Origin of the sequence: Staphylococcus sp. GDY8P94P, from assembly GCF_017892255.1 — a bacterium.
Classification (GTDB): Bacteria; Bacillota; Bacilli; order Staphylococcales; family Staphylococcaceae; genus Staphylococcus; species Staphylococcus cohnii.
The window spans coordinates 70,239-90,505 of record NZ_JAESKU010000001.1 but is presented as its reverse complement, the minus strand read 5'-3'; the positions used below and the strand labels follow the sequence as shown (position 1 = coordinate 90,505).

20 protein-coding genes and 1 riboswitch are annotated in these 20,267 nt (G+C 33.3%); of the genes, 15 read left to right on the top strand and 5 right to left on the bottom strand.

Annotated features, from left to right (window positions below; genetic code table 11):
• Positions 1 to 179: 179 nt before the first annotated feature.
• A complete protein-coding gene (folD, locus tag KA926_RS00420) occupies positions 180 to 1,037 on the bottom strand; it encodes a bifunctional methylenetetrahydrofolate dehydrogenase/methenyltetrahydrofolate cyclohydrolase FolD (protein WP_192946832.1) in 858 nt (285 codons plus the stop codon).
• A 204-nt stretch (positions 1,038 to 1,241) separates the two neighbouring features.
• Between folD and purE the strand changes: the two genes are divergently transcribed.
• Genes purE through purD form a run of 11 tightly spaced genes read left to right on the top strand, consistent with a single transcriptional unit; the run spans position 1,242 to position 12,477 of the window.
• Complete coding sequence (purE, locus tag KA926_RS00415) at positions 1,242 to 1,724, top strand: 5-(carboxyamino)imidazole ribonucleotide mutase (protein ID WP_210143405.1); 483 nt, start codon at positions 1,242 to 1,244, stop codon at positions 1,722 to 1,724.
• On the top strand, positions 1,711 to 2,844 hold the full coding sequence (gene purK / locus KA926_RS00410; protein WP_210143404.1) for a 5-(carboxyamino)imidazole ribonucleotide synthase: 1,134 nt from the start codon (positions 1,711 to 1,713) through the stop codon (positions 2,842 to 2,844). The genes purE and purK overlap by 14 nt, the downstream gene beginning before the upstream one ends.
• Positions 2,844 to 3,545, top strand: a complete 702-nt coding sequence (gene purC, locus KA926_RS00405; RefSeq protein WP_192946829.1) for a phosphoribosylaminoimidazolesuccinocarboxamide synthase — start codon at positions 2,844 to 2,846, stop codon at positions 3,543 to 3,545. Before purK ends, purC begins: the two co-directional genes overlap by 1 nt.
• 1 nt (position 3,546) lies before the next feature.
• Positions 3,547 to 3,807, top strand: a complete 261-nt coding sequence (gene purS / locus KA926_RS00400; protein WP_192946828.1) for a phosphoribosylformylglycinamidine synthase subunit PurS — start codon at positions 3,547 to 3,549, stop codon at positions 3,805 to 3,807.
• On the top strand, positions 3,807 to 4,478 hold the full coding sequence (gene purQ / locus KA926_RS00395) for a phosphoribosylformylglycinamidine synthase I (RefSeq protein ID WP_192946827.1): 672 nt from the start codon (positions 3,807 to 3,809) through the stop codon (positions 4,476 to 4,478). Before purS ends, purQ begins: the two co-directional genes overlap by 1 nt.
• Positions 4,471 to 6,660: a phosphoribosylformylglycinamidine synthase subunit PurL gene (purL, locus tag KA926_RS00390; protein WP_192946826.1), complete on the top strand. Its 2,190-nt coding sequence runs from the start codon at positions 4,471 to 4,473 to the stop codon at positions 6,658 to 6,660. Before purQ ends, purL begins: the two co-directional genes overlap by 8 nt.
• Positions 6,639 to 8,126 carry an amidophosphoribosyltransferase gene (gene purF / locus KA926_RS00385; protein ID WP_183076775.1) on the top strand — a complete coding sequence of 496 codons (1,488 nt, stop codon included), beginning with the start codon at positions 6,639 to 6,641 and terminating at the stop codon, positions 8,124 to 8,126. The genes purL and purF overlap by 22 nt, the downstream gene beginning before the upstream one ends.
• Positions 8,119 to 9,147, top strand: coding sequence for a phosphoribosylformylglycinamidine cyclo-ligase (gene purM, locus KA926_RS00380; protein WP_210143403.1), 1,029 nt, complete (start codon positions 8,119 to 8,121; stop codon positions 9,145 to 9,147). The genes purF and purM overlap by 8 nt, the downstream gene beginning before the upstream one ends.
• A gap of 2 nt (positions 9,148 to 9,149) precedes the next feature.
• Complete coding sequence (gene purN, locus KA926_RS00375) at positions 9,150 to 9,716, top strand: phosphoribosylglycinamide formyltransferase (protein WP_019468136.1); 567 nt, start codon at positions 9,150 to 9,152, stop codon at positions 9,714 to 9,716.
• Positions 9,717 to 9,731: 15 nt separating this feature from the next.
• Complete coding sequence (purH, locus tag KA926_RS00370) at positions 9,732 to 11,210, top strand: bifunctional phosphoribosylaminoimidazolecarboxamide formyltransferase/IMP cyclohydrolase (RefSeq protein ID WP_192946824.1); 1,479 nt, start codon at positions 9,732 to 9,734, stop codon at positions 11,208 to 11,210.
• A 22-nt stretch (positions 11,211 to 11,232) separates the two neighbouring features.
• Positions 11,233 to 12,477: a phosphoribosylamine--glycine ligase gene (gene purD, locus KA926_RS00365; RefSeq protein ID WP_210143402.1), complete on the top strand. Its 1,245-nt coding sequence runs from the start codon at positions 11,233 to 11,235 to the stop codon at positions 12,475 to 12,477.
• 208 nt (positions 12,478 to 12,685) lie between these two features.
• On the opposite strand, the gene KA926_RS00360 is transcribed toward purD, so the two are convergent.
• The 4 genes from KA926_RS00360 to graF form a co-directional block, all read right to left on the bottom strand.
• Positions 12,686 to 13,492: an energy-coupling factor transporter transmembrane component T family protein gene (locus KA926_RS00360; protein ID WP_192946822.1), complete on the bottom strand. Its 807-nt coding sequence runs from the start codon at positions 13,490 to 13,492 to the stop codon at positions 12,686 to 12,688.
• Positions 13,485 to 14,906, bottom strand: coding sequence for an ABC transporter ATP-binding protein (locus tag KA926_RS00355; RefSeq protein ID WP_210143401.1), 1,422 nt, complete (start codon positions 14,904 to 14,906; stop codon positions 13,485 to 13,487). The genes KA926_RS00360 and KA926_RS00355 overlap by 8 nt, the downstream gene beginning before the upstream one ends.
• A gap of 12 nt (positions 14,907 to 14,918) precedes the next feature.
• Positions 14,919 to 15,494 (bottom strand): ECF transporter S component, encoded by a 576-nt coding sequence (locus tag KA926_RS00350; protein WP_019468131.1) that lies wholly within the window; start codon positions 15,492 to 15,494, stop codon positions 14,919 to 14,921.
• Between the two features lie 74 nt (positions 15,495 to 15,568).
• A riboswitch (TPP riboswitch) is annotated at positions 15,569 to 15,670 on the bottom strand.
• A gap of 495 nt (positions 15,671 to 16,165) precedes the next feature.
• Complete coding sequence (gene graF, locus KA926_RS00345) at positions 16,166 to 16,300, bottom strand: glycopeptide resistance-associated protein GraF (RefSeq protein WP_019467642.1); 135 nt, start codon at positions 16,298 to 16,300, stop codon at positions 16,166 to 16,168.
• A 239-nt stretch (positions 16,301 to 16,539) separates the two neighbouring features.
• Here graF and auxA point away from each other — a divergent pair, with 239 nt between their 5' ends.
• From auxA to KA926_RS00325, 4 genes are all read left to right on the top strand, one after another.
• Complete coding sequence (gene auxA, locus KA926_RS00340; RefSeq protein WP_192946820.1) at positions 16,540 to 17,841, top strand: lipoteichoic acid stability factor AuxA; 1,302 nt, start codon at positions 16,540 to 16,542, stop codon at positions 17,839 to 17,841.
• Between the two features lie 223 nt (positions 17,842 to 18,064).
• Positions 18,065 to 19,234, top strand: a complete 1,170-nt coding sequence (locus tag KA926_RS00335; RefSeq protein WP_192946819.1) for a class I SAM-dependent rRNA methyltransferase — start codon at positions 18,065 to 18,067, stop codon at positions 19,232 to 19,234.
• Positions 19,235 to 19,292: 58 nt separating this feature from the next.
• Positions 19,293 to 19,838, top strand: a complete 546-nt coding sequence (locus KA926_RS00330) for a DUF697 domain-containing protein (protein WP_107505182.1) — start codon at positions 19,293 to 19,295, stop codon at positions 19,836 to 19,838.
• Positions 19,839 to 20,000: 162 nt separating this feature from the next.
• Positions 20,001 to 20,267: a phosphocarrier protein HPr gene (locus KA926_RS00325; RefSeq protein WP_019467646.1), complete on the top strand. Its 267-nt coding sequence runs from the start codon at positions 20,001 to 20,003 to the stop codon at positions 20,265 to 20,267.

Genomic DNA, 20,267 nt, shown 5'->3' with positions numbered 1-20,267 from the left:
TATCTTTGAATGAAACAAGACATATTGATCAATGAGTAAAAGCGTTGTAGCATTACATAAAAAATAAACGTCAACTTCTATTGTAACAATCTAGAAATTGACGTTTATTTATTGGTAATTAAAGATAAGGTGTCTCAAATTTGTTCATTTTTTGAAATATGTTTCTTAAAACAATAGTGTTATTCGATGCCTCTACGCATTTTTTCTGCCATAAGTGTATTGTTTAATACCATTGTAATCGTCATTGGGCCTACACCACCAGGCACAGGTGTAATAGCTCCGGCAATTTCTTTAACTTCATCATAGGCAATATCACCTTTTAATTTACCGTTTTCGTCAGGTGTATTACCTACATCAATTACAACTGCGCCTTCTTTAACATCATCTTTAGTAACAAGACCAGGACGTCCGACAGCACTAACGATAATGTCAGCATTTTTTAAATGTTGATGCATATCTTTAGTTCTAGAATGCAAAATCGTAACTGAAGCGTTTTTTTGTAATAATAGTTTTGAAACTGGTTGACCTACAATATGACTTCTACCTATAACAACAGCATCTTTACCTTCTAAATCAATGTCAGCATGATTTAGTAACTCCATAATACCAAGTGGTGTACAAGGTACAAATGTTTGTTGGTCAATATATAATTTACCTATATTTTCAGGATGAAATCCATCTACATCTTTAGCAGGATTAATCGATTCTAATACTTTTTGTTCACTTACTTGATCTGGTAGTGGAACTTGAACTAATATACCACTCACACTATCATCTTCATTTAAGCGTTGAAGTTCGCTTAATACTTTATCTTCACTAGTACTTTCATCTAAATGTACGATTTCAGAAATCATACCGATTTTTTCTGCAGCTTTCTTTTTTGAATTCACATAACTTTTACTTGCACCATCGTTACCTACTAATATTACTGATAATTTTGGTGTGTAACCCTTAGTTTGTAAAGCTTCGACTTGATCTTTTAGACCTTGTCTATAATCCTTTGCGATTTGTTTACCGTCTAAAATTTTTGCGACCATGAAAAAATCCTCCTCCAATGTATGAACTTTACTTAACTTTAACATAATTACCATCATGTTTTTCAACCAAAAGACGAAAATTTAACGATTTTTTTGTGTTAAAGTTCGATTTTTGATTGAAAAAGCGATTTTTAGTTGTTATGCTATATCTGTAATATACATCTAATAGTCATAACATTTCAAATTTCTGAAAGGGTGTTCATTTTGAAAGTGGTAGTCATAATGGGTAGTTCTTCCGATTGGGAGACTATGAAAGAAAGTTGTCAAATGTTAGAGCAACTAGAGATACCGTATGAAAAGAAAGTTGTTTCTGCACATCGTACGCCTCAATTAATGTATGAATTTGCTAAAGGAGCCAGAGATGATGGCTATGATGTCATTATTGCTGGCGCTGGTGGTGCAGCACACTTACCAGGTATGGTTGCCTCGATGACGACGTTACCAGTAATTGGTGTACCTATAGAATCTAAAAGCTTAAAAGGATTAGACTCTCTCCTATCTATTGTCCAAATGCCAGGTGGTATTCCTGTGGCTACAACAGCTATAGGGAAATCTGGAGCAAAAAATGCGGGGATACTTGCTGCCAGAATGCTCAGCATTGGTAATAAAGTAGTCCAAAAGAATTTGGAAAATTATGAAAAATCATTGGTTGAGAAAGTGAGTGAGATGCAACATGAACTTCAATAAACTATCATTTGGATCAACGATTGGAATTATTGGTGGCGGGCAATTAGGTAAAATGATGGCACAATCTGCTCAGAAAATGGGTTTTAAAGTCATTGTGTTAGATCCCGATGAAAATTGTCCATGCCAACATGTAGCACATCAGTTTATAAATGCAAACTATGATGACGAACAATCGCTTGTTCAACTAGGTGAATTATCCGACGTTATCACATATGAATTTGAAAATATTTCTGCGAATCAATTGCAAACATTAGTTTCCCAATATAATATTCCTCAAGGTTACCAAGCTATACAACTATTACAAGATAGATTGATTGAAAAACAAACATTGCAAAATGCCGGAACTCAAGTAGCACCATTTGTGAAGTTATCCGATGCAGACAGTTTATCTCAAGCTGTAGAAAATATTGGTTTTCCGTTTATGGTAAAAACAAGATTTGGTGGATACGACGGAAAAGGGCAAGCGCTTATTACAAATGAAGCAGATTTGGATAATGCTAAAACATTAATTAATAAACAAGAATGTGTTGCTGAAAAATTTTTAGAACTACAAAAAGAAGTTTCATTAACAGTAACCATCGGTAACGATAATCAAATCATCTATTTTCCATTACAAGAGAATGAACATCAAAACCAAATATTATTTAAGACAGTTGTACCTGCTCGTGTACAACCACAAATTGAACAAATGGCACGAAAAGAAGTTGAGAAAATTATCAAACATATTCATTTTGTGGGCACGTTCACGGTGGAGTTTTTCATTGATACAAGCAATCAATTGTTTGTGAACGAAATTGCACCTAGACCTCATAATTCTGGACATTATTCAATAGAAGCATGCGATTATTCGCAATTTGATACACATATATTAGCAGTTACTGGTCACCGGTTACCAGAAACAATTGAATTGTTAAAACCTAGTGTAATGATGAATTTATTAGGCAGAGATTTAGATTTGCTGGAACATAAATTCGATGCTCATCCTGAATGGCATGTACATATTTATGGCAAAATAAGTCGCAAGCCTGACCGAAAAATGGGTCACCTTACTATGCTGACAAATCATGTAGAACAAACAGAACAAACTTTACTAAATCATTTTGAAGGGAGACATAGCTAATGTCTTTGTTATATGAAGGAAAAGCAAAAAGAATTTTTTCTACGGCGCAATCGGATGTGCTTCGAATTGAATATAAGGATGAAGTCACAGCCGGCAATGGAGCGAAAAAAGATTTTATTGAAGGTAAAGGTCGTTTAAATAATCAAATTACTTCTAGAATTTTTAGTTTTATTCAAGAACGTGATATTGATAGTCACTTTATCGAGCAACTATCAGAAACTGAACAACTCGTGAAATCTGTGGAAATTATCCCATTAGAAGTCGTAGTGAGAAACATCGCTGCGGGTTCTATAACAAAGAGATTAGGCTTTGATAAAGGACATACGTTTGAAAGTCCTTTAGTTGACTTCTTCTATAAAAACGATGATTTAAATGACCCTTTAATTACAGAAGATCACATACAGTTATTACATTTAGCTAGTAAAGAAGAAATTGAAAAGTTAAAAGAGGCAGCAAAAACAATTAATGCAGTGTTGATTGAATTAATGGATGGTATGGATTTACGACTTGTAGATTTCAAAATAGAATTTGGGCGCAGCAAGGATGGTCAAATTCTATTAGCAGATGAAATTTCACCAGATACATGTCGTATTTGGGATAAATATAGTGATACAAATTTTGATAAAGATGTTTATCGTGAAGAAACGGGTTCAATCATAGAAACTTATCAAACTTTTCTTAATAAATTGGAGGAACTATAAAATGAAAACAATTGAATTGCATATCACATTACAACCGCAAGTATTAGATACACAAGGACAAGCTTTAAATCGCGCAGTACATGATCTAGGATACACACAAGTTAATGATATACGCGTTGGTAAATTATTGTACATGAAAGTTGATGAAGCTACTGATGCTGCAGTTCACAATGTCATTACTACTTTAAGCGAAAAACTTTTTGCAAATACAGTTATTGAAGAATATAGCTATAAAGTATTGGAAGAAGGGGAGAAAGCATAATGAAATTTGCAGTGCTAAAATTCCCAGGATCTAATTGTGATAGGGATATGTATAATGCAGCATTGAAATCCGGTGTAGAAGCAGAATATGTGGACTATAGAAATACATCTTTAGAAGGTTTTGATGGTGTGTTAATACCCGGTGGTTTCTCTTTTGGTGACTACTTACGTTCAGGTGCGATGGCAAGTGTTGCACCTATCACTGAAGAAGTTAAACGTTTCGCGAATGAAGGGAAACCAGTATTAGGTGTTTGTAATGGATTTCAAATTCTTACTGAGATAGGTTTGCTTCCAGGCGCTTTATTGCATAATGATTCACATTTATTTGTAAGCCGAAATGAGCTATTAAAAGTTGTAAATAACCAAACGCCATATACCAAATTATATGAAGAAAATGAAACAGTAATATATCCTGTAGCGCATGGTGAAGGTCATTACTATTGTACATCAGAAATGTATGACAGATTAGCAGAAAACAATCAAATCATTTTAAAGTATAAGGATAATCCCAATGGTTCGTACAATGATATTGCAGGTATTGTCAATGAAAATGGAAATGTTTGTGGCATGATGCCGCACCCCGAACGCGCAATGGACGCTTTATTAGGAACTGATAGTGGCGTTAAATTATTTGAAGCAATGGTAAATAGTTGGAGGGAACAAAATGTCTAAGTTTATTGAACCAAGTGTGGAAGAAATCAAATTAGAAAAACGATATAAAGATATGGGATTATCAGAGTCAGAATACGATAAAGTATGTGAAATTCTAGGTCGTGAACCCAATTTTACTGAAATTGGCATTTTCTCTGTAATGTGGAGTGAACATTGTTCTTATAAGCATTCAAAACCATTTTTAACTCAGTTTCCAACTTCAGGCGAACATGTATTGATGGGGCCTGGTGAAGGTGCGGGTGTGGTAGATATTGGTGACAATCAAGCAGTGGTATTTAAAGTTGAATCACATAATCATCCTTCAGCTGTTGAACCTTATCAAGGTGCGGCAACAGGTGTCGGAGGCATTATACGAGATATTGTTTCCATCGGTGCTAGACCAATAAATTTATTGAATAGTTTACGCTTTGGTGAATTGACAGAAAAACAAAATCGTCGTTTATTACGTGGTGTAGTAGCCGGTATTGGTGGCTATGGTAATTGTATTGGAATTCCAACTACAGCGGGTGAGATAGAGTTTGATGATAGATATGATGGCAATCCACTGGTGAATGCAATGTGTGTGGGTATTATTGATCACGATAAAATTCAAAAAGGTACTGCTAAAGGTTCGGGTAATTCGGTTATATATGTAGGGTTGAAAACAGGTCGTGATGGTATTCATGGCGCTACTTTTGCTTCAGAAGAACTAAGCGAAGATAGTGAAAGTAAACGTCCATCAGTACAAATTGGTGACCCATTTGTAGGTAAAAAACTTATGGAAGCGACATTAGAAGCAATTACGTTTGATGAACTTGTTGGCATCCAAGATATGGGAGCTGCTGGTCTAACATCATCCTCGTCAGAAATGGCTGCTAAAGGTGGCAGTGGCTTACATCTACAATTAGAAAAAGTACCAACAAGAGAAAAAGGTATTTCTCCTTATGAAATGATGCTCTCTGAAACCCAAGAACGTATGCTATTAGTAGTAGAAAAAGGATCTGAAGCTAAATTTTTGAATTTATTTGATAAACACGAATTGGATAGTGCAGTTATCGGTGAAGTTACAGATACAGATCGTTTTGTCCTTACATATGAAGATGAAATTTACGCTGATATACCAGTACAGCCATTATCTGATGAAGCGCCTGTATATGTACTTGAAGGTGAAACACCGCTATATAATGAACCACAAAATGACTATAGTGATATTGATGTTGAAGATATATTTAATCGTTTACTTGTTCATCCAACAATTGCTTCCAAACGCTATTTATATGAACAGTATGATCAACAAGTTGGTGCGAATACGATTGTCAAACCAGGATTACAATCTTCCGTTGTTCGTGTCGAAGGTTCAAATAAAGCAATTGCTTCTACGATAGATGGTGAAGCACGATTTGTCTTTAATAATCCATATGAAGGTGGAAAGATGGTAGTAGCAGAAGCATACCGTAATTTGATCTCTGTTGGTGCTACGCCTTTAGCGATGACTGATTGTTTGAACTATGGATCACCAGAGAAAAAAGAAATTTATCAACAATTAGCAGATTCTACGAAAGGTATGGCAGAAGCTTGTGAAATATTAAAGACGCCAGTAGTTTCGGGTAATGTTTCTCTGTATAACGAAACAAAAGAGACTTCAATATTCCCTACACCCGTTGTAGGCATGGTTGGTTTGATTGAAGAAATTGATTATTTCAATGATTTCACGCCCAAAGCAGGTGATACGCTTTATATTGTAGGCGATACACATAGCGATTTTGGTGGGAGCCAAATTGAAAAATTACTTTACGGTAAAGTGAATCACGAGGTTGAAACCATTGATTTATCAAATGAAGTCAAAAGAGGAGAGTCAATTAAAAAAGCAATCCGCAGTGGTATTGCTTCTCACGTCCAAACAGTTGGTAAAGGTGGACTGTTAATGACATTAGCTCGTATTAGTGCACATTATCAAATGGGCTTAGATGTAACTTTAAATCTTAAGCATGAGCAATTATTCAGCGAAACACAAGGGCGTTATATTGTGGCTGTAAAAGGAGATCAACCTTTAGAAATAGCAGATGCCATTCAAGTTGGTATATTAACAGAAAATGAAAAATTTGTAGTTTCAAATGGCGACACTATAATTTCACGTGATGTGAAACAATTGAATGAACAGTGGGAAGGAGCAATTCCTAAATGTATGACTACAACGGATTAAATGAAGAGTGTGGCGTTTTTGGTATTTGGAATCATCATGAGGCAGCACAATTGACGTATATGGGGTTACACAGCTTACAACATAGAGGTCAAGAAGGCGCAGGTATGGTGTGTTCTGACGGCCAAAAACTTACTGGAGAAAGAGGACTTGGTCTTTTGACTGAAGCTATTACGGATACCCAGTTGGAAGCATTTAAATCTTATCAACATGCGATTGGTCATGTACGATATGCTACGTCAGGCAATAAAGGTATAGAAAATATACAACCATTTTTGTACCATTTTTATGATATGAGCGTTGCAGTTTGTCATAACGGAAATCTTATTAATGCACAAAGTTTAAGAAAGTCTTTAGAACATCAAGGGTCTATTTTTCATTCTTCTTCAGATACAGAAGTAATTATGCATTTAATTCGTAAAAGTAAAGCGCCAACCTTTGAGGAAGCATTACAGGAGAGTTTACGTAAAATAAAAGGTGGTTTTACATTTGCACTATTAACAAAGGATGCGTTATATGGTGCTGTTGATCCAAATGCAATTAGACCATTAGTTGTAGGAAAAATGAAAACAGGTGCCTATATCATTGCAAGTGAAACTTGTGCCATAGATGTTTTAGGTGCAGAGTTCGTTAGAGACATTCATGCAGGTGAATATGTGGTTATCAATGATGAAGGAATTCGAATAGAATCTTATACGAGACATACGAATACAGCAATATCAGCTATGGAGTACATTTATTTTGCTAGACCAGATTCTACTATTGCAGGAAAAAATGTTCATGCTATTCGTAAACAATCTGGTAAACAATTAGCATTAGAAAGTCCTGTTGATAATGCGGATATGGTTATTGGCGTACCTAATTCATCACTTTCAGCAGCATCTGGTTATGCTGAACAAAGTGGTTTGCCATATGAAATGGGCTTGGTCAAAAACCAATATGTAGCACGTACATTTATTCAACCGACACAAGAATTACGAGAGCAAGGTGTAAGGGTCAAATTATCGGCAGTAAAAGATATCGTACAAGGCAAAAATATCGTCTTAGTGGATGATTCTATTGTTAGAGGAACGACAAGCAAACGCATTGTTCAAATGCTAAAAGATGCTGGAGCTAATGAAGTGCATGTACGTATTGCCTCTCCAGAATTTATGTTTCCAAGCTTTTATGGCATAGATGTTTCTACAACTGCTGAACTCATATCAGCGAATAAATCACCTTCAGAAATCAGCGAACATATTGGCTCTGATTCTTTGGCCTATCTAACTGTAGCTGGTTTGATAGATTCAATTGGCCTTGAAGTAGATGCACCATATAAAGGGTTATGTGTAGAAAGTTTTACAGGTGATTATCCTGCTGGTCTTTATGATTATGAAAAAGATTATTTTGAACATTTAAGCGAACGTCAAAAAGAATATTTAGCAAATCATAAACAATACTTTGATAGGGAGGGTAATTTAAATGTCTAAAGCATACCAACAAGCAGGCGTTGATATTAGTGCAGGTTACGAAGCGGTTGAACGTATGTCAAGCCATGTTCAACGAACATTGCGTAAAGAAGTCTTAGGTGGATTAGGAGGATTTGGTGCAACATTTGATTTATCACAGTTAAATATGAAAGCACCATTACTCGTATCTGGTACAGATGGCGTTGGCACTAAATTAAAGTTAGCGATTGATAACAACAAACACGATACGATAGGTATTGATGCAGTAGCGATGTGTGTCAATGATATTTTAACAACTGGTGCAGAGCCATTGTATTTCTTAGATTATATTGCTACTAACAAAGTAGTTCCAGAAGTTATTGAACAGATTGTCAAAGGGGTTAGTGACGGTTGTGAAGCTACGAATACAGCACTTATAGGTGGCGAAACAGCTGAAATGGGTGAGATGTATCATGAAAGTGAATATGATTTGGCTGGATTCGCTGTAGGAGCAGTTGAAAAAGAAGCATATATAGATGGCTCTGACGTAAAATCAGGTGATGTAATTATAGGACTTGAATCAAGTGGTATACATTCCAACGGTTATAGCTTAGTGAGAAATTTAATACAAAAATCAGGTATTGATCTACAAGATAAATTTGATCAAAATCACACATTTTTGGATATCTTTTTAGAACCTACTCGATTATATGTCAAGCCTGTATTAGCTGTAAAAGAACACGTACATATACATGCGATGACACATATCACTGGTGGCGGATTTATTGAAAATATTCCAAGAGTGTTGCCTGAAGGCGTGGGTGCAACAATTGATGTAACACAATTTCCAACACCAAAAATATTTGAGTGGTTACAAAAGCAAGGCAGCATTTCAACCAAAGAAATGTACAATGTATTCAATATGGGCATTGGTTTTACCATAGTTGTTGATGCTAATGATGAAGCTAAAGTATTAAACACACTAAAAGAAGCACAAGTAAATGCATATAGAATTGGTGAAATTTTTAAAAGTGAAGAACCAATTCAATTGACGGGGGTATAAAAGTGACGAAAATTGCTATCTTTGCTTCAGGATCAGGAAGTAACTTTGAAAGTATCATGTCACAAATAGAAGCAGGTAATTTACCTCAAATTGAAGTGACTGCATTATATACGGACCAAGTAAATGCTTATTGTATTGAGCGCGCAAGAAAGTATCAATTAGATGTACATATTAATGAGCTTAAAAATTTTGATTCTAAAGCAGACTATGAGCGAAAGATCATTGAATGGTTAACTACAGAAAAAGTTGAATGGATTATTTTAGCAGGTTATATGAAATTAATCGGTGAAAATATATTAAATGCATATCAAAAACGCATCATTAATATTCATCCTTCGTTATTGCCAAAATATCGAGGTAAAGATGCGATTGGTCAAGCATTAAATAGTGGTGACAACATTACAGGTACAACAGTACATTTCGTAGATAGTGGGATGGATACAGGAGAAATTATTGAACAACGCACATGTGAAATAAAACCGGACGATACGAAAGAGCGATTAGAAGAAAGAATAAAAGCGATTGAACATGAATTATATCCAGAAGTTATTTCAAAAATTATTCAATAAGAGGTGCCAATAAACATGAAAAAGGCAATTATAAGTGTATCTAATAAAACAGGTATTGTACCTTTTGCACAATCACTCCAACAATTAGGATACGAGTTGTATTCGACTGGTGGTACGATGCGAACGTTAGTTGAAGCAAATATTACAGTTAAATCTATATCAGAACTCACACATTTTGATGAAATTATGGATGGGAGAGTCAAGACATTACACCCAGCTGTTCATGGCGGTATTTTAGCTGATCGCAATAAACCAGAACATTTAGCACAATTAAAAGAACAGCAAATTGATTTAATAGACATGGTAGTCGTAAATTTATATCCATTCAAAGAGACTGTTGCAAATCCAGATGTTTCAGAAAATGACGCGATTGAAAATATAGATATTGGTGGACCTACAATGTTACGTGCAGCAGCTAAAAACTTCAAACACGTTACTACAATCGTACATCCATCAGACTATAATGAAGTTATTGAAAAACTAAAATCAAATCAATTAGATGAATCTTATAGAAAATCATTGATGATTAAAGTATTTGAACATACGAATCAATATGATCATGCAATTGTTGATTTCTTTAAAGAAAACAAAGAAAGTTTAAGATATGGTGAAAATCCACAACAACAAGCTTCATTTGTAAGAACATCAGATGCTAATCATACGTTAGGTGGCGCGAAACAATTGCATGGTAAGCAATTGAGTTATAACAATATTAAAGATGCAGACGCGGCACTGTCATTAGTTAAACAATTTGAAACGCCTGCTGCAGTTGCTGTTAAGCACATGAATCCTTGTGGTGTAGGTATTGGTACAAACATTTCTGAAGCATATCAGCGTGCATTTGAAGGAGACAGTCAATCTATTTTCGGAGGCATAGTAGCATTAAATAGAACTGTTGACGCCACTTTGGCAGAAACGCTGCACAGTATATTCTTGGAAGTGATTATTGCACCAAAATTTTCTGAGGAAGCGTTAGCTATTTTAAGTAAGAAGAAAAATATAAGATTATTAGAAATTGATATGACAATCGATAATAATGAGCAAGAAATAGTATCTGTTTCAGGTGGATATTTAATACAAGATAAAGATAATGTGTTAATAAAAAGTGATGACTTAACAGTTGTTACAGAAAATGTACCTACAGAAGCTCAATGGAATGCAATGTTACTTGGATGGAAAGTGGTCGCTTCTGTTAAAAGTAATGCAATTATCTTATGTAACGATAAACAAACAGTTGGTATTGGTGCCGGACAAATGAATAGGGTAGGATCAGCAAAAATTGCAATAGAACGTGCGGTTGAAATTAATGATAATGTCGTAATGGTATCGGATGGTTTCTTCCCGATGGATGACACAGTAGAACTTGCCGCGCAACATGGTATTAAAGCCATCATTCAACCTGGTGGTTCAATTAAAGATCAAGATTCAATAGATATGGCAAATAAATATGGCATTGCAATGGTAACTACTGGCATTAGACACTTTAAACATTAAAATATTGGAGGCAAAATTATTTATGAAAGTACTAGTCATTGGCACAGGCGGAAGAGAACATATTTTAGCACATAAGTTAAAACAATCTTCACTCGTAAATGAAATTTTTGCAATTCCAGGAAATGATGCAATGTCAGACATTGCAAATGTACATTGTGAAATAGCAGAAACCGACCATAATCAAATTGTTGAATTTGCTGTTGCGCATAATATTTCGTGGGTCATTATTGGACCAGAACAGCCACTTACTGAAGGTTTAGCAGACAAACTAATCGCAAAAAAGATCAAAGTATTTGGTCCTAATCAAGCAGCTGCTCAGATTGAAGGATCGAAATTATTCGCAAAGCAATTAATGCAAAAATACCATATTCCTACTGCAGAATACAAAGAAATATCAAATAAAACAGATGCGTTACGTTATATTAAAACATGCCAATATCCTATTGTGTTAAAGAAAGATGGTTTGGCAGCTGGTAAAGGTGTTATTATAGCCGAGAATTATGATGAAGCTGAAGAAGCAGTTCACTCATTGTATCCACAAGAGCTTGGTACGGTTGTCTTTGAAAAATTCTTAGAAGGTGAAGAATTCTCATTGATGACATTTGTAAATGGTGATTACGCTGTGCCGTTTGATTGTATTGCACAAGATCACAAACGTGCATATGACGATGACAAAGGGCCTAATACTGGAGGGATGGGAGCGTATTGCCCCGTACCTCACATAAATAAAGAAGTACTTAAACTTACTAATGAAGTAATTGTACAACCTATAGCCAAAGCAATGTATAAAGAAGGTTATGAATTTTTTGGTGTTCTTTATATTGGCGTGATTTTAACAGCAGATGGCCCGAAAGTAATAGAATTTAATGCAAGATTTGGTGACCCTGAAGCACAAGTATTACTGACAAGATTGGAAAGCGATTTAATGCAACATGTCATAGACTTAGAAGCTAAAAATAAAATAACCTTTAAGTGGAAAGATGCTTCGATCGTTGGTGTAATGCTTGCTTCTAAAGGGTACCCTGGTAATTACGAAAAAGGCAAAGCAGTTTCAGGGTTTGATTTAAATGGTAATTATTTTGTCAGTGGTTTGAAACGAGATAAAGATAAATTTGTAACCAATGGTGGACGTGTCATTTTAGCATTGGGAGAGGGCAATGATATTGCAAGCGCTAAAGCAAATGCTTATAAAGCTGTAGAAAAGATTCAAAGTGACGCGTTATTTTATCGAAAAGATATTAGCAATAAAGCAATAAAACATCTATAAATATTCATAAAAAATCGTAATTTCTATTTAGTAGTGTATAGAAATTACGATTTTTAAGTTTTTAGCATAGCATTTTTATTGAAGGATATACAATCACATACAAATTTATGTAAATAATCATATCAAAAAGATAAGACAAAGTGGTTTAGTTTTTGTCTTATCTCTATAAATTGGATAGTAATGAATTTTGGATAAAATAAGGTAATCGTTAATATATATTTTTTATACGAACATCGTTTATACCCGTAATCGGTAAGTGAAGTGCTAGGAAATAAGCAACAATCAAAATGATGCTAAAAACGATGATTAATAGAATGTCTTTATACGAGAAAGGCGCATGATAATAATAGGTGCGCGGACCATCTTTAAAACCTTTTGTCTCCATTGCAACAGCAAGTTGATGTGCTTTTCTAATGTTTTGGCTTAAAAGTGGAATAATAAGATGTTTGATTTTGTTTAATATATTGTAATTTTGTTGAGAGATAATTTGATATCTCATTTTTAAAGACTTCCTAAGTTGAAATAAAGAGCTAATCATTAATGGAACCATTCGTATAGCAGCCATAAACGCATAAGCAACTTTGGGGTTAACTTTTAAATGTTGCATAAGACTATAAAAGACCATCACAATTTCAGATGTGAAAGCAATTAAGATACCGAAAAATGAGACGGTTGTTGTACGTAATGCTAAATGTAGCCCTCTAACCAAACTTTCAGTGCTAATTTGAATAAATCCAAATTTAAACAAAATATGTGTACCTTCACCATAAAAAATCATGAATAAGGCTGAAATTAAGCTGAAAGTAATAGTAAAGAAAATAAAAGCAAATGTAATTTTTAATTTTATACCATTGAATAGTAATAAAAATAGGAACATCAATAAGCAAATATAAATCATGTAATCAAATTGATGTACAAATATAACAAAGAAAAACAAAATAACGGCTAATGTTAATTTCGTTATGATATTCACGTCATCCATGAAGGAGTAATGCTTTTTCCACATTTCAAACATGATTATCACCTGCTATCTCTAGTATTTGTTTTTTTCTTACATACAATTTACGTGTAGGATAGCGTGCGATAATCTCAGGGTCATGTGTAACCATAATGATAGTTTGACCATCTTTAACGCGTTGCTGGAATAATTTAATTAAATTAAAAGTATTATGGCTATCTAATCCGAATGTAGGCTCATCTAATAAAATATAGTCTGATGAAGAGCTTAGAGCTATGGCAACACTCAGTCTACGTTTTTGACCGATTGACAATTCGTACGGATGTTGTGATTGTACATCTTCTAAATTTAACATTTTAAGCATTTGTACAGTTTTATCATCAGCTTCTGATATGGAATGGTAATTGGCCTTATTTTGGATGAAGATTTCTTTGTAAACCGAATTTGCAATAAATTGTAGTTCAGGATTTTGGTATACAAGATACATATTTTTAGCAGCTTCTTTAATTTTAGTGATTTTTTTGCCATCAAAAAACATTGTGCCATCATATTTAATGAGCTGCATGATCGATTCTAATAAGGAAGTCTTACCTGAACCGTTTGCACCAGTAATTGTAATCCATTCCCCGCTAGTAACATTGAATTTTGGTATATCAATAAGTGTTTTTTTTCTTCTTTTTACAGCACCTTGTTCAAAAAGCAATAGATGATCATCGGCATTTTGTACATTAGATGGTTGTAAATCAATAGGTGAAGGTGCGTGATCCCAAGCTTTTGGATGCCAAACACCATATTCGGATAAAAGGTGTTCATAGTTTTTTAATATGTCAGCGGGTGAGGCATCGCCAATAATGACACCATCATAGTTTAATAATATAACACGATCAATATGTTGCCATATATGTTCTACTTTATGTTCAACTATGATAACAGTTTGGTCTTGCCATAGGGCTTTAATCTTATTCCATAAGTCTTCCGTTGATGGTACATCTAACATAGCTGTTGGTTCATCTAAAAATAAAGTGTCGGCTTGTTGTAATAATGTTTCTGCAATAGCTAATTTTTGTTTCATACCACCACTTAAATTATTGATATATTGGTCTTTATTTACGTTTAAATCTACAGAGTCGAGTGCTGTTTCGATCATGGCATCCATTTTGTGTCGGGGTGTTTGTAAGTTTTCCAGGACAAAGGCGAGTTCTTCATATACTTTTGGCATACAGAACTGACAATCAGGCTCTTGAAAAATAACACCACAATCATGATCAATCTCTAATTTATCGTATTTCATAGGTAAATCAATAAGATTTGGTACGATACCACTTAAAACATTAAGTAGCGTGCTTTTACCTGAACCAGAAGGGCCGAGTATAAGCACTTTTTCTTTATCTTTAATATGAAGTGATAAATTTTCGAATATTTTCTTTTGTCCATTTGGATATTTAAGACGTAGATTTTCAGTGACTATCAACTTTTATGCTCCTTATAAATTGTCATAATCTTTTTGTGTTGCAGGTCTGAATAATTTAGTGACGCCAGTTTGATCTAATATTTTCACAATATAATAGGACAACAATCCAGCCACAACAATACCACTAATCAATCTAAATACGATATAAAGTGTTAAGTTCCAACCCGCAATTTCTCCTAAATAACCATAAGCAAAATCAAGGGGGAGTGTCGCAACAGATGCTAAAAATCCTGCTAACATAGCTACCATTGCCGAACGTGATTTGTATCTAAAAATAGCGAAAATAATTTCACATGCTAATCCTTGAAGTAACGCATAGACCATTGTGGGAATATCAAATCTGCCCATAACAATCGTTTCACCTGCACCTGCTGCAAATTCAGCTAAAATGGCAATACCAGCTTTTGGTATGATCAGGTATGCAACAATTGCGGCCATAAACCACGCACCGTATGTTAATTCTTCTAGATGAAGACCAGAAACCTGAACTGCTTTATATACTAAAGTCCAAATATTATAAACGATTGCAAAAACAACAGCTATAAGTACGGTTACTAAAATTTCTGATAGTTTTAAACCTTTTGACATAAATTCTCCTCCAATAAAAAAACGCACAACCCTCTAGAAGTTGCGCGTTAAATATAGGCATACGGATACCAAAAACATATCACGATACACTTTCCTACGCTAGTTTAATCTAGATCAGGTTCAAAGGGTTTGAGGGTATACCTCATCTCAGTCACAAAACACCCCTAGTGCGAATATTAATTTTTAATTTTAACTATAATGTATGACTTTTAATTCGTTATGTCAAGGTGTATTCACGTTGAAATTAATATTTATAACCTAAATCGTACAACATAACGTAAGGTTAAATAGAGCGCATTAGTTTAAAAATTTGGTGATATGGCTGTGTGTGTTTGGTAGTTAAAAATTGTTTCGTTCAACGTTTGTAATAATAAAAGTAAATATTTAAGGTCAATTACATATCACGATAAATGATATGTGGTGTTTAACTTATGCTGAAGTTTTTCTGTTGTTCAAATACATCTTTGCTAAGATGTTGTATCGTTTGACGCATAGGTAAGATGTTATGAGTGACTAGTAACTGGGATTATGTGGATCATAGATCATATCTTCAGTCAAACACGCACGGTAAAAAACGACATGATATCAAAAAAAGGACTAATCCATTTTTACACAGATTAGTCCATTTATGTTAAAAAGCAATACTCATTTAGAAATCAAAAGCGTGTATTTTAATCTAGAGTATCTTGAATATTTTTTTTCGTTTCTTCAGTACTCTCTTCAGCAGATTCTTTTTTATCTTTTAATTTATCTTCAGCTTCTTTTGCTTTTTCAGCTGCTTTTTTATTTAATTCTTCTTTACTCATAGTTAAACACTCCTTCAATATTCAAATTACTTACATTTTCAATATACCACTTCATTTGAAAACTAAACCATAAAGATTTAACGGTATGTATTTCTTTGAATTTGAAATATTTGTTTAATTGATTATGTTTGGTGGAAACTTGACTGTACAACTATTTTCTATCATACTATAGACTTATTTATTGATTTATTAAAGACAAGAACTAAATGTTAATATATAATAACTTTGAGGTGAATGGTATGTCTTTTTTAAAGAAACACGCTGAGATATTATATAGTTATATAATAGGCATCGTTTCGCTCTTCACAGGTCTCATCATTTTAATAAATTTATCTATGATCCATGATTTAAAGGACAAAGGTAAAATTGAATTACATATTCATAATGTTTGGGATTTTATAAATGCATTTTTTGCAGAAATCATAAGAGTTATGAGTAATTATATAGGGAATTTCCCAGTAATAAGTGCAGTGTTAATTATTTTATTTGGTATTGCAGTTATCCTACTTGGATTCACTCTATTAAGAACAACAAGATACGATTATGATGTTTCAATCTTCTTCTTAGTTATAGGAATACTGTTCTTCATTATAACACTTATTTTAATGACACAAGTTTATAGTTTTTTTGCCATCATTTTTATCATCCCATTTGTGATTCATATTGGGTATATTGTATATAAAGATGAATTAAATCCAAATCATAGAAAATATCATTATTTATTAATTATTTTCAGTTATGGCATAAGCTATTTAATTACGCAAATCGTGTTATATGGAAGAATAGATAGTGACGAAATCATTCCAATTGATATTTTGAGTGTAAATTCATTCTTTATATTGATGTGGCTATTAGGTCAAATGTCAATTTGGAATTTCTTGTTTTTAAGAAGGGCACTACCTTTAACAAAACAAGAGTTAGGTGAAGAAGAACCTGAATTATCGAGAACAAGCAAAGGTACAGTTACAAACCAAACGAAAGAACATTTGAAAAGTTTACAAGATAAGACAACTGAGTTTACTCGAAAAACACGTAGAAGTGTTGATATTCAAAAATTAAGAGATAAAAAAGACAAATTTATCGAAAAATGGAAGAATATTATTGATATACAAGAGGATGATATACCAAATTGGATGAAAATACCAAAGTGGGTTAAATCAGCTTATGTAGAAATATTTTGTGGTGTTGTATTATTATTCTTTACAATCATAGAATTTAATAATAGAAACGCATTATTTGTTTCAGGTAATTGGGAAATTTCTCAAACACAATATGTGATTGAATGGATTACTTTATTATTATTGATGCTGATTATCATTGCTTATATATTAACGACATTAACAAACTACTTGAGAGATAAATTCTATTATCTGCAGTTATTTATGGTAAGTATATTATTTTTCAAATTGTTCACAGAATTTGTGAATATCATGGTTCATGGTCTTTTATTGTCTATTTTCATTACGCCTATATTGTTTGTGATGTTAATAGCAGTGATCGTATCATTCATTATTAAATTACGTGAACCTTCAAAAGATTAACAAGTAAATATATTTTTAAAAGAACTGGCCTTAGCGATATGCCAGTTCTTTTTTTGTTCATGATTGTAATGGCGTAAAGCGCCTGATGATTTTAATGAAAAACGAGACAATGTGTGAATTGAGAAAGCATTCAATTACATATAAATGATGTTACTATGATTATTGAGATGATAGAATAAGAAAGCATAAATTATAAAATTAGTAGAAAGGCTGACATATAATTATGAAAACTGCCACATTAAATAAAGGTAAAGAAACGAAATATCTAAATGGATACCCATTAATCGACGAAGATGATGTATTTGCGCATGACCATTTGAAAGAGGGCGATTTATTCTCATTGATCAATGATGAACAAAGTTATATTGCAACAGCATATGTCGGAAGACAACATAAAGGTCTTGGCTGGGTATTAAGTTATGACGAAAACGAAGTGATTAATACTCAATTCTTTGAGAGACTTTTTGAAATTGCTAAACAAGAAAGAGCATATTTTTATAACATTGAGGGTACCAATGCTTTTAGAATTTTTAATGGTGAAGGTGACGGTGTAGGTGGCCTGACAATTGATAACTATAACGGGCACTTTTTAATACAATGGTATTCTAAAGGTATTTATAAATATCGTTATCAAATTTTAAGTGCTTTAAAAAATATCTTTGAATATAATTCTTTATTTGAAAAAATGCGATTTAAAGATGCTCAGATAGCTGGCGGATTTGTTGATGGTGAGGCACCGGAATTTCCTATTGTAATCGAAGAAAATTTCACGTTTTATAATGTGGATTTAAATGATGGTCCTATGACAGGTATTTTCTTGGACCAAAAAGAAGTGCGTAAGAAATTACGAGACCACTTTGCCGAAGATAGATATTTGTTAAATGTGTTTAGTTATACTGGCGCTTTTTCAGTTATCTCAGCAGAAAAAGCCAAAGTGACGACTAGTGTTGATTTAGCTAATAGATCACGTACCTTAACAGAAGAAAATTTTGGTTTAAATGCAATTGATCCAAAAACACAATATATATTTGTAATGGATACCTTTGATTATTTTAATTACGCACGCCGTCATGATTTACTATATGACACAATTGTGATTGATCCACCTAGTTTTGCTAGAAATAAGAAAAAAACATTTTCAGTATTGAAAGATTACGATAAATTAATTTTAGGTGCTTTGGACGTACTTTCTCCAGGTGGAACTTTATTATTGTGTACAAACAATAGTACATTTTCATTAAAAGCATTTAAGAAGATGATTAAAGACACTCTAAATAGTGCAGAAGTTGATTTTGAATTATCAGAAGTTATGGGATTACCAAAAGATTTTAAAACACATCCACATTACAAACCTTCAAAATATTTGAAAGCTATTTTTGTAAATATACAGTAATTTCTTTGAAATAGGGTAATCATTTTACAGTACTAGATTTTATAAAGGAGTGAATATCATGAGTTTTAAGAATAAAATAACTAATAACGTAACACAGAAAGTCGGAAATAAAGTTTTAAATATTGAAGATATAAAAAATAAAAGTAGCATACCAACGACGAACATTGAATTGGATGAACGTCGTCAACGTGCCCAAGCTATAGTGAGAAAAAAATCAGTGTTATCTTCGAGTGTGAGTATTGTACCAATACCAGGTCTTGACTTTGGTGTAGATATCAAGCTAATGAGAGATATCATTGAAGATGTTAATAAAATTTATGGCTTAGATCACAAACAAGTTAATTCGATGAGAGAAGATGTAAAAGAACGTATTTTTACAGCAGCTGCAATACAAGGCAGTCAATTTGTCGGTAGAAAAGTATCTAATGCCATATTAAAAGTGGTTATCAGAGACGTTGCAAAACGTATGGCTGCAAAACAGACGAAATGGTTCCCACTTGTAGGTCAAGCCATCTCAGCTTCTATCAGCTATTACTTTATGAAAAAAATCGGCGATGATCATATTGAAAAATGTGAAAAGGTTGCTAAATCTTTAATGGAATAGTGGAGCGTTTTCATAAAAAGAAACAATATTCAATGAATATTGTCATATCATGGGTGCAACGAATTGAATTTATATGTATAATTTGGTAATGTTATTATATAAAACTATGCTAGGTTTTATAATAAACTAACGATTCTAACTATACGAAGGAGACATCATATTATGGAACAAAAATCATATGTAATTATTGACGAAACAGGTATTCATGCACGTCCAGCTACAATGCTTGTTCAAACTGCATCAAAGTTTGATTCAGATATTCAATTAGAATATAACGGTAAAAAAGTTAACTTGAAATCAATCATGGGTGTTATGAGTTTAGGTGTAGGTAAAGATGCTGAAATTACAATCTATGCTGACGGTAGTGATGAAACAGATGCAATGGAAGCGATTACTGATATCTTATCAAAAGAAGGATTAACTAAATAA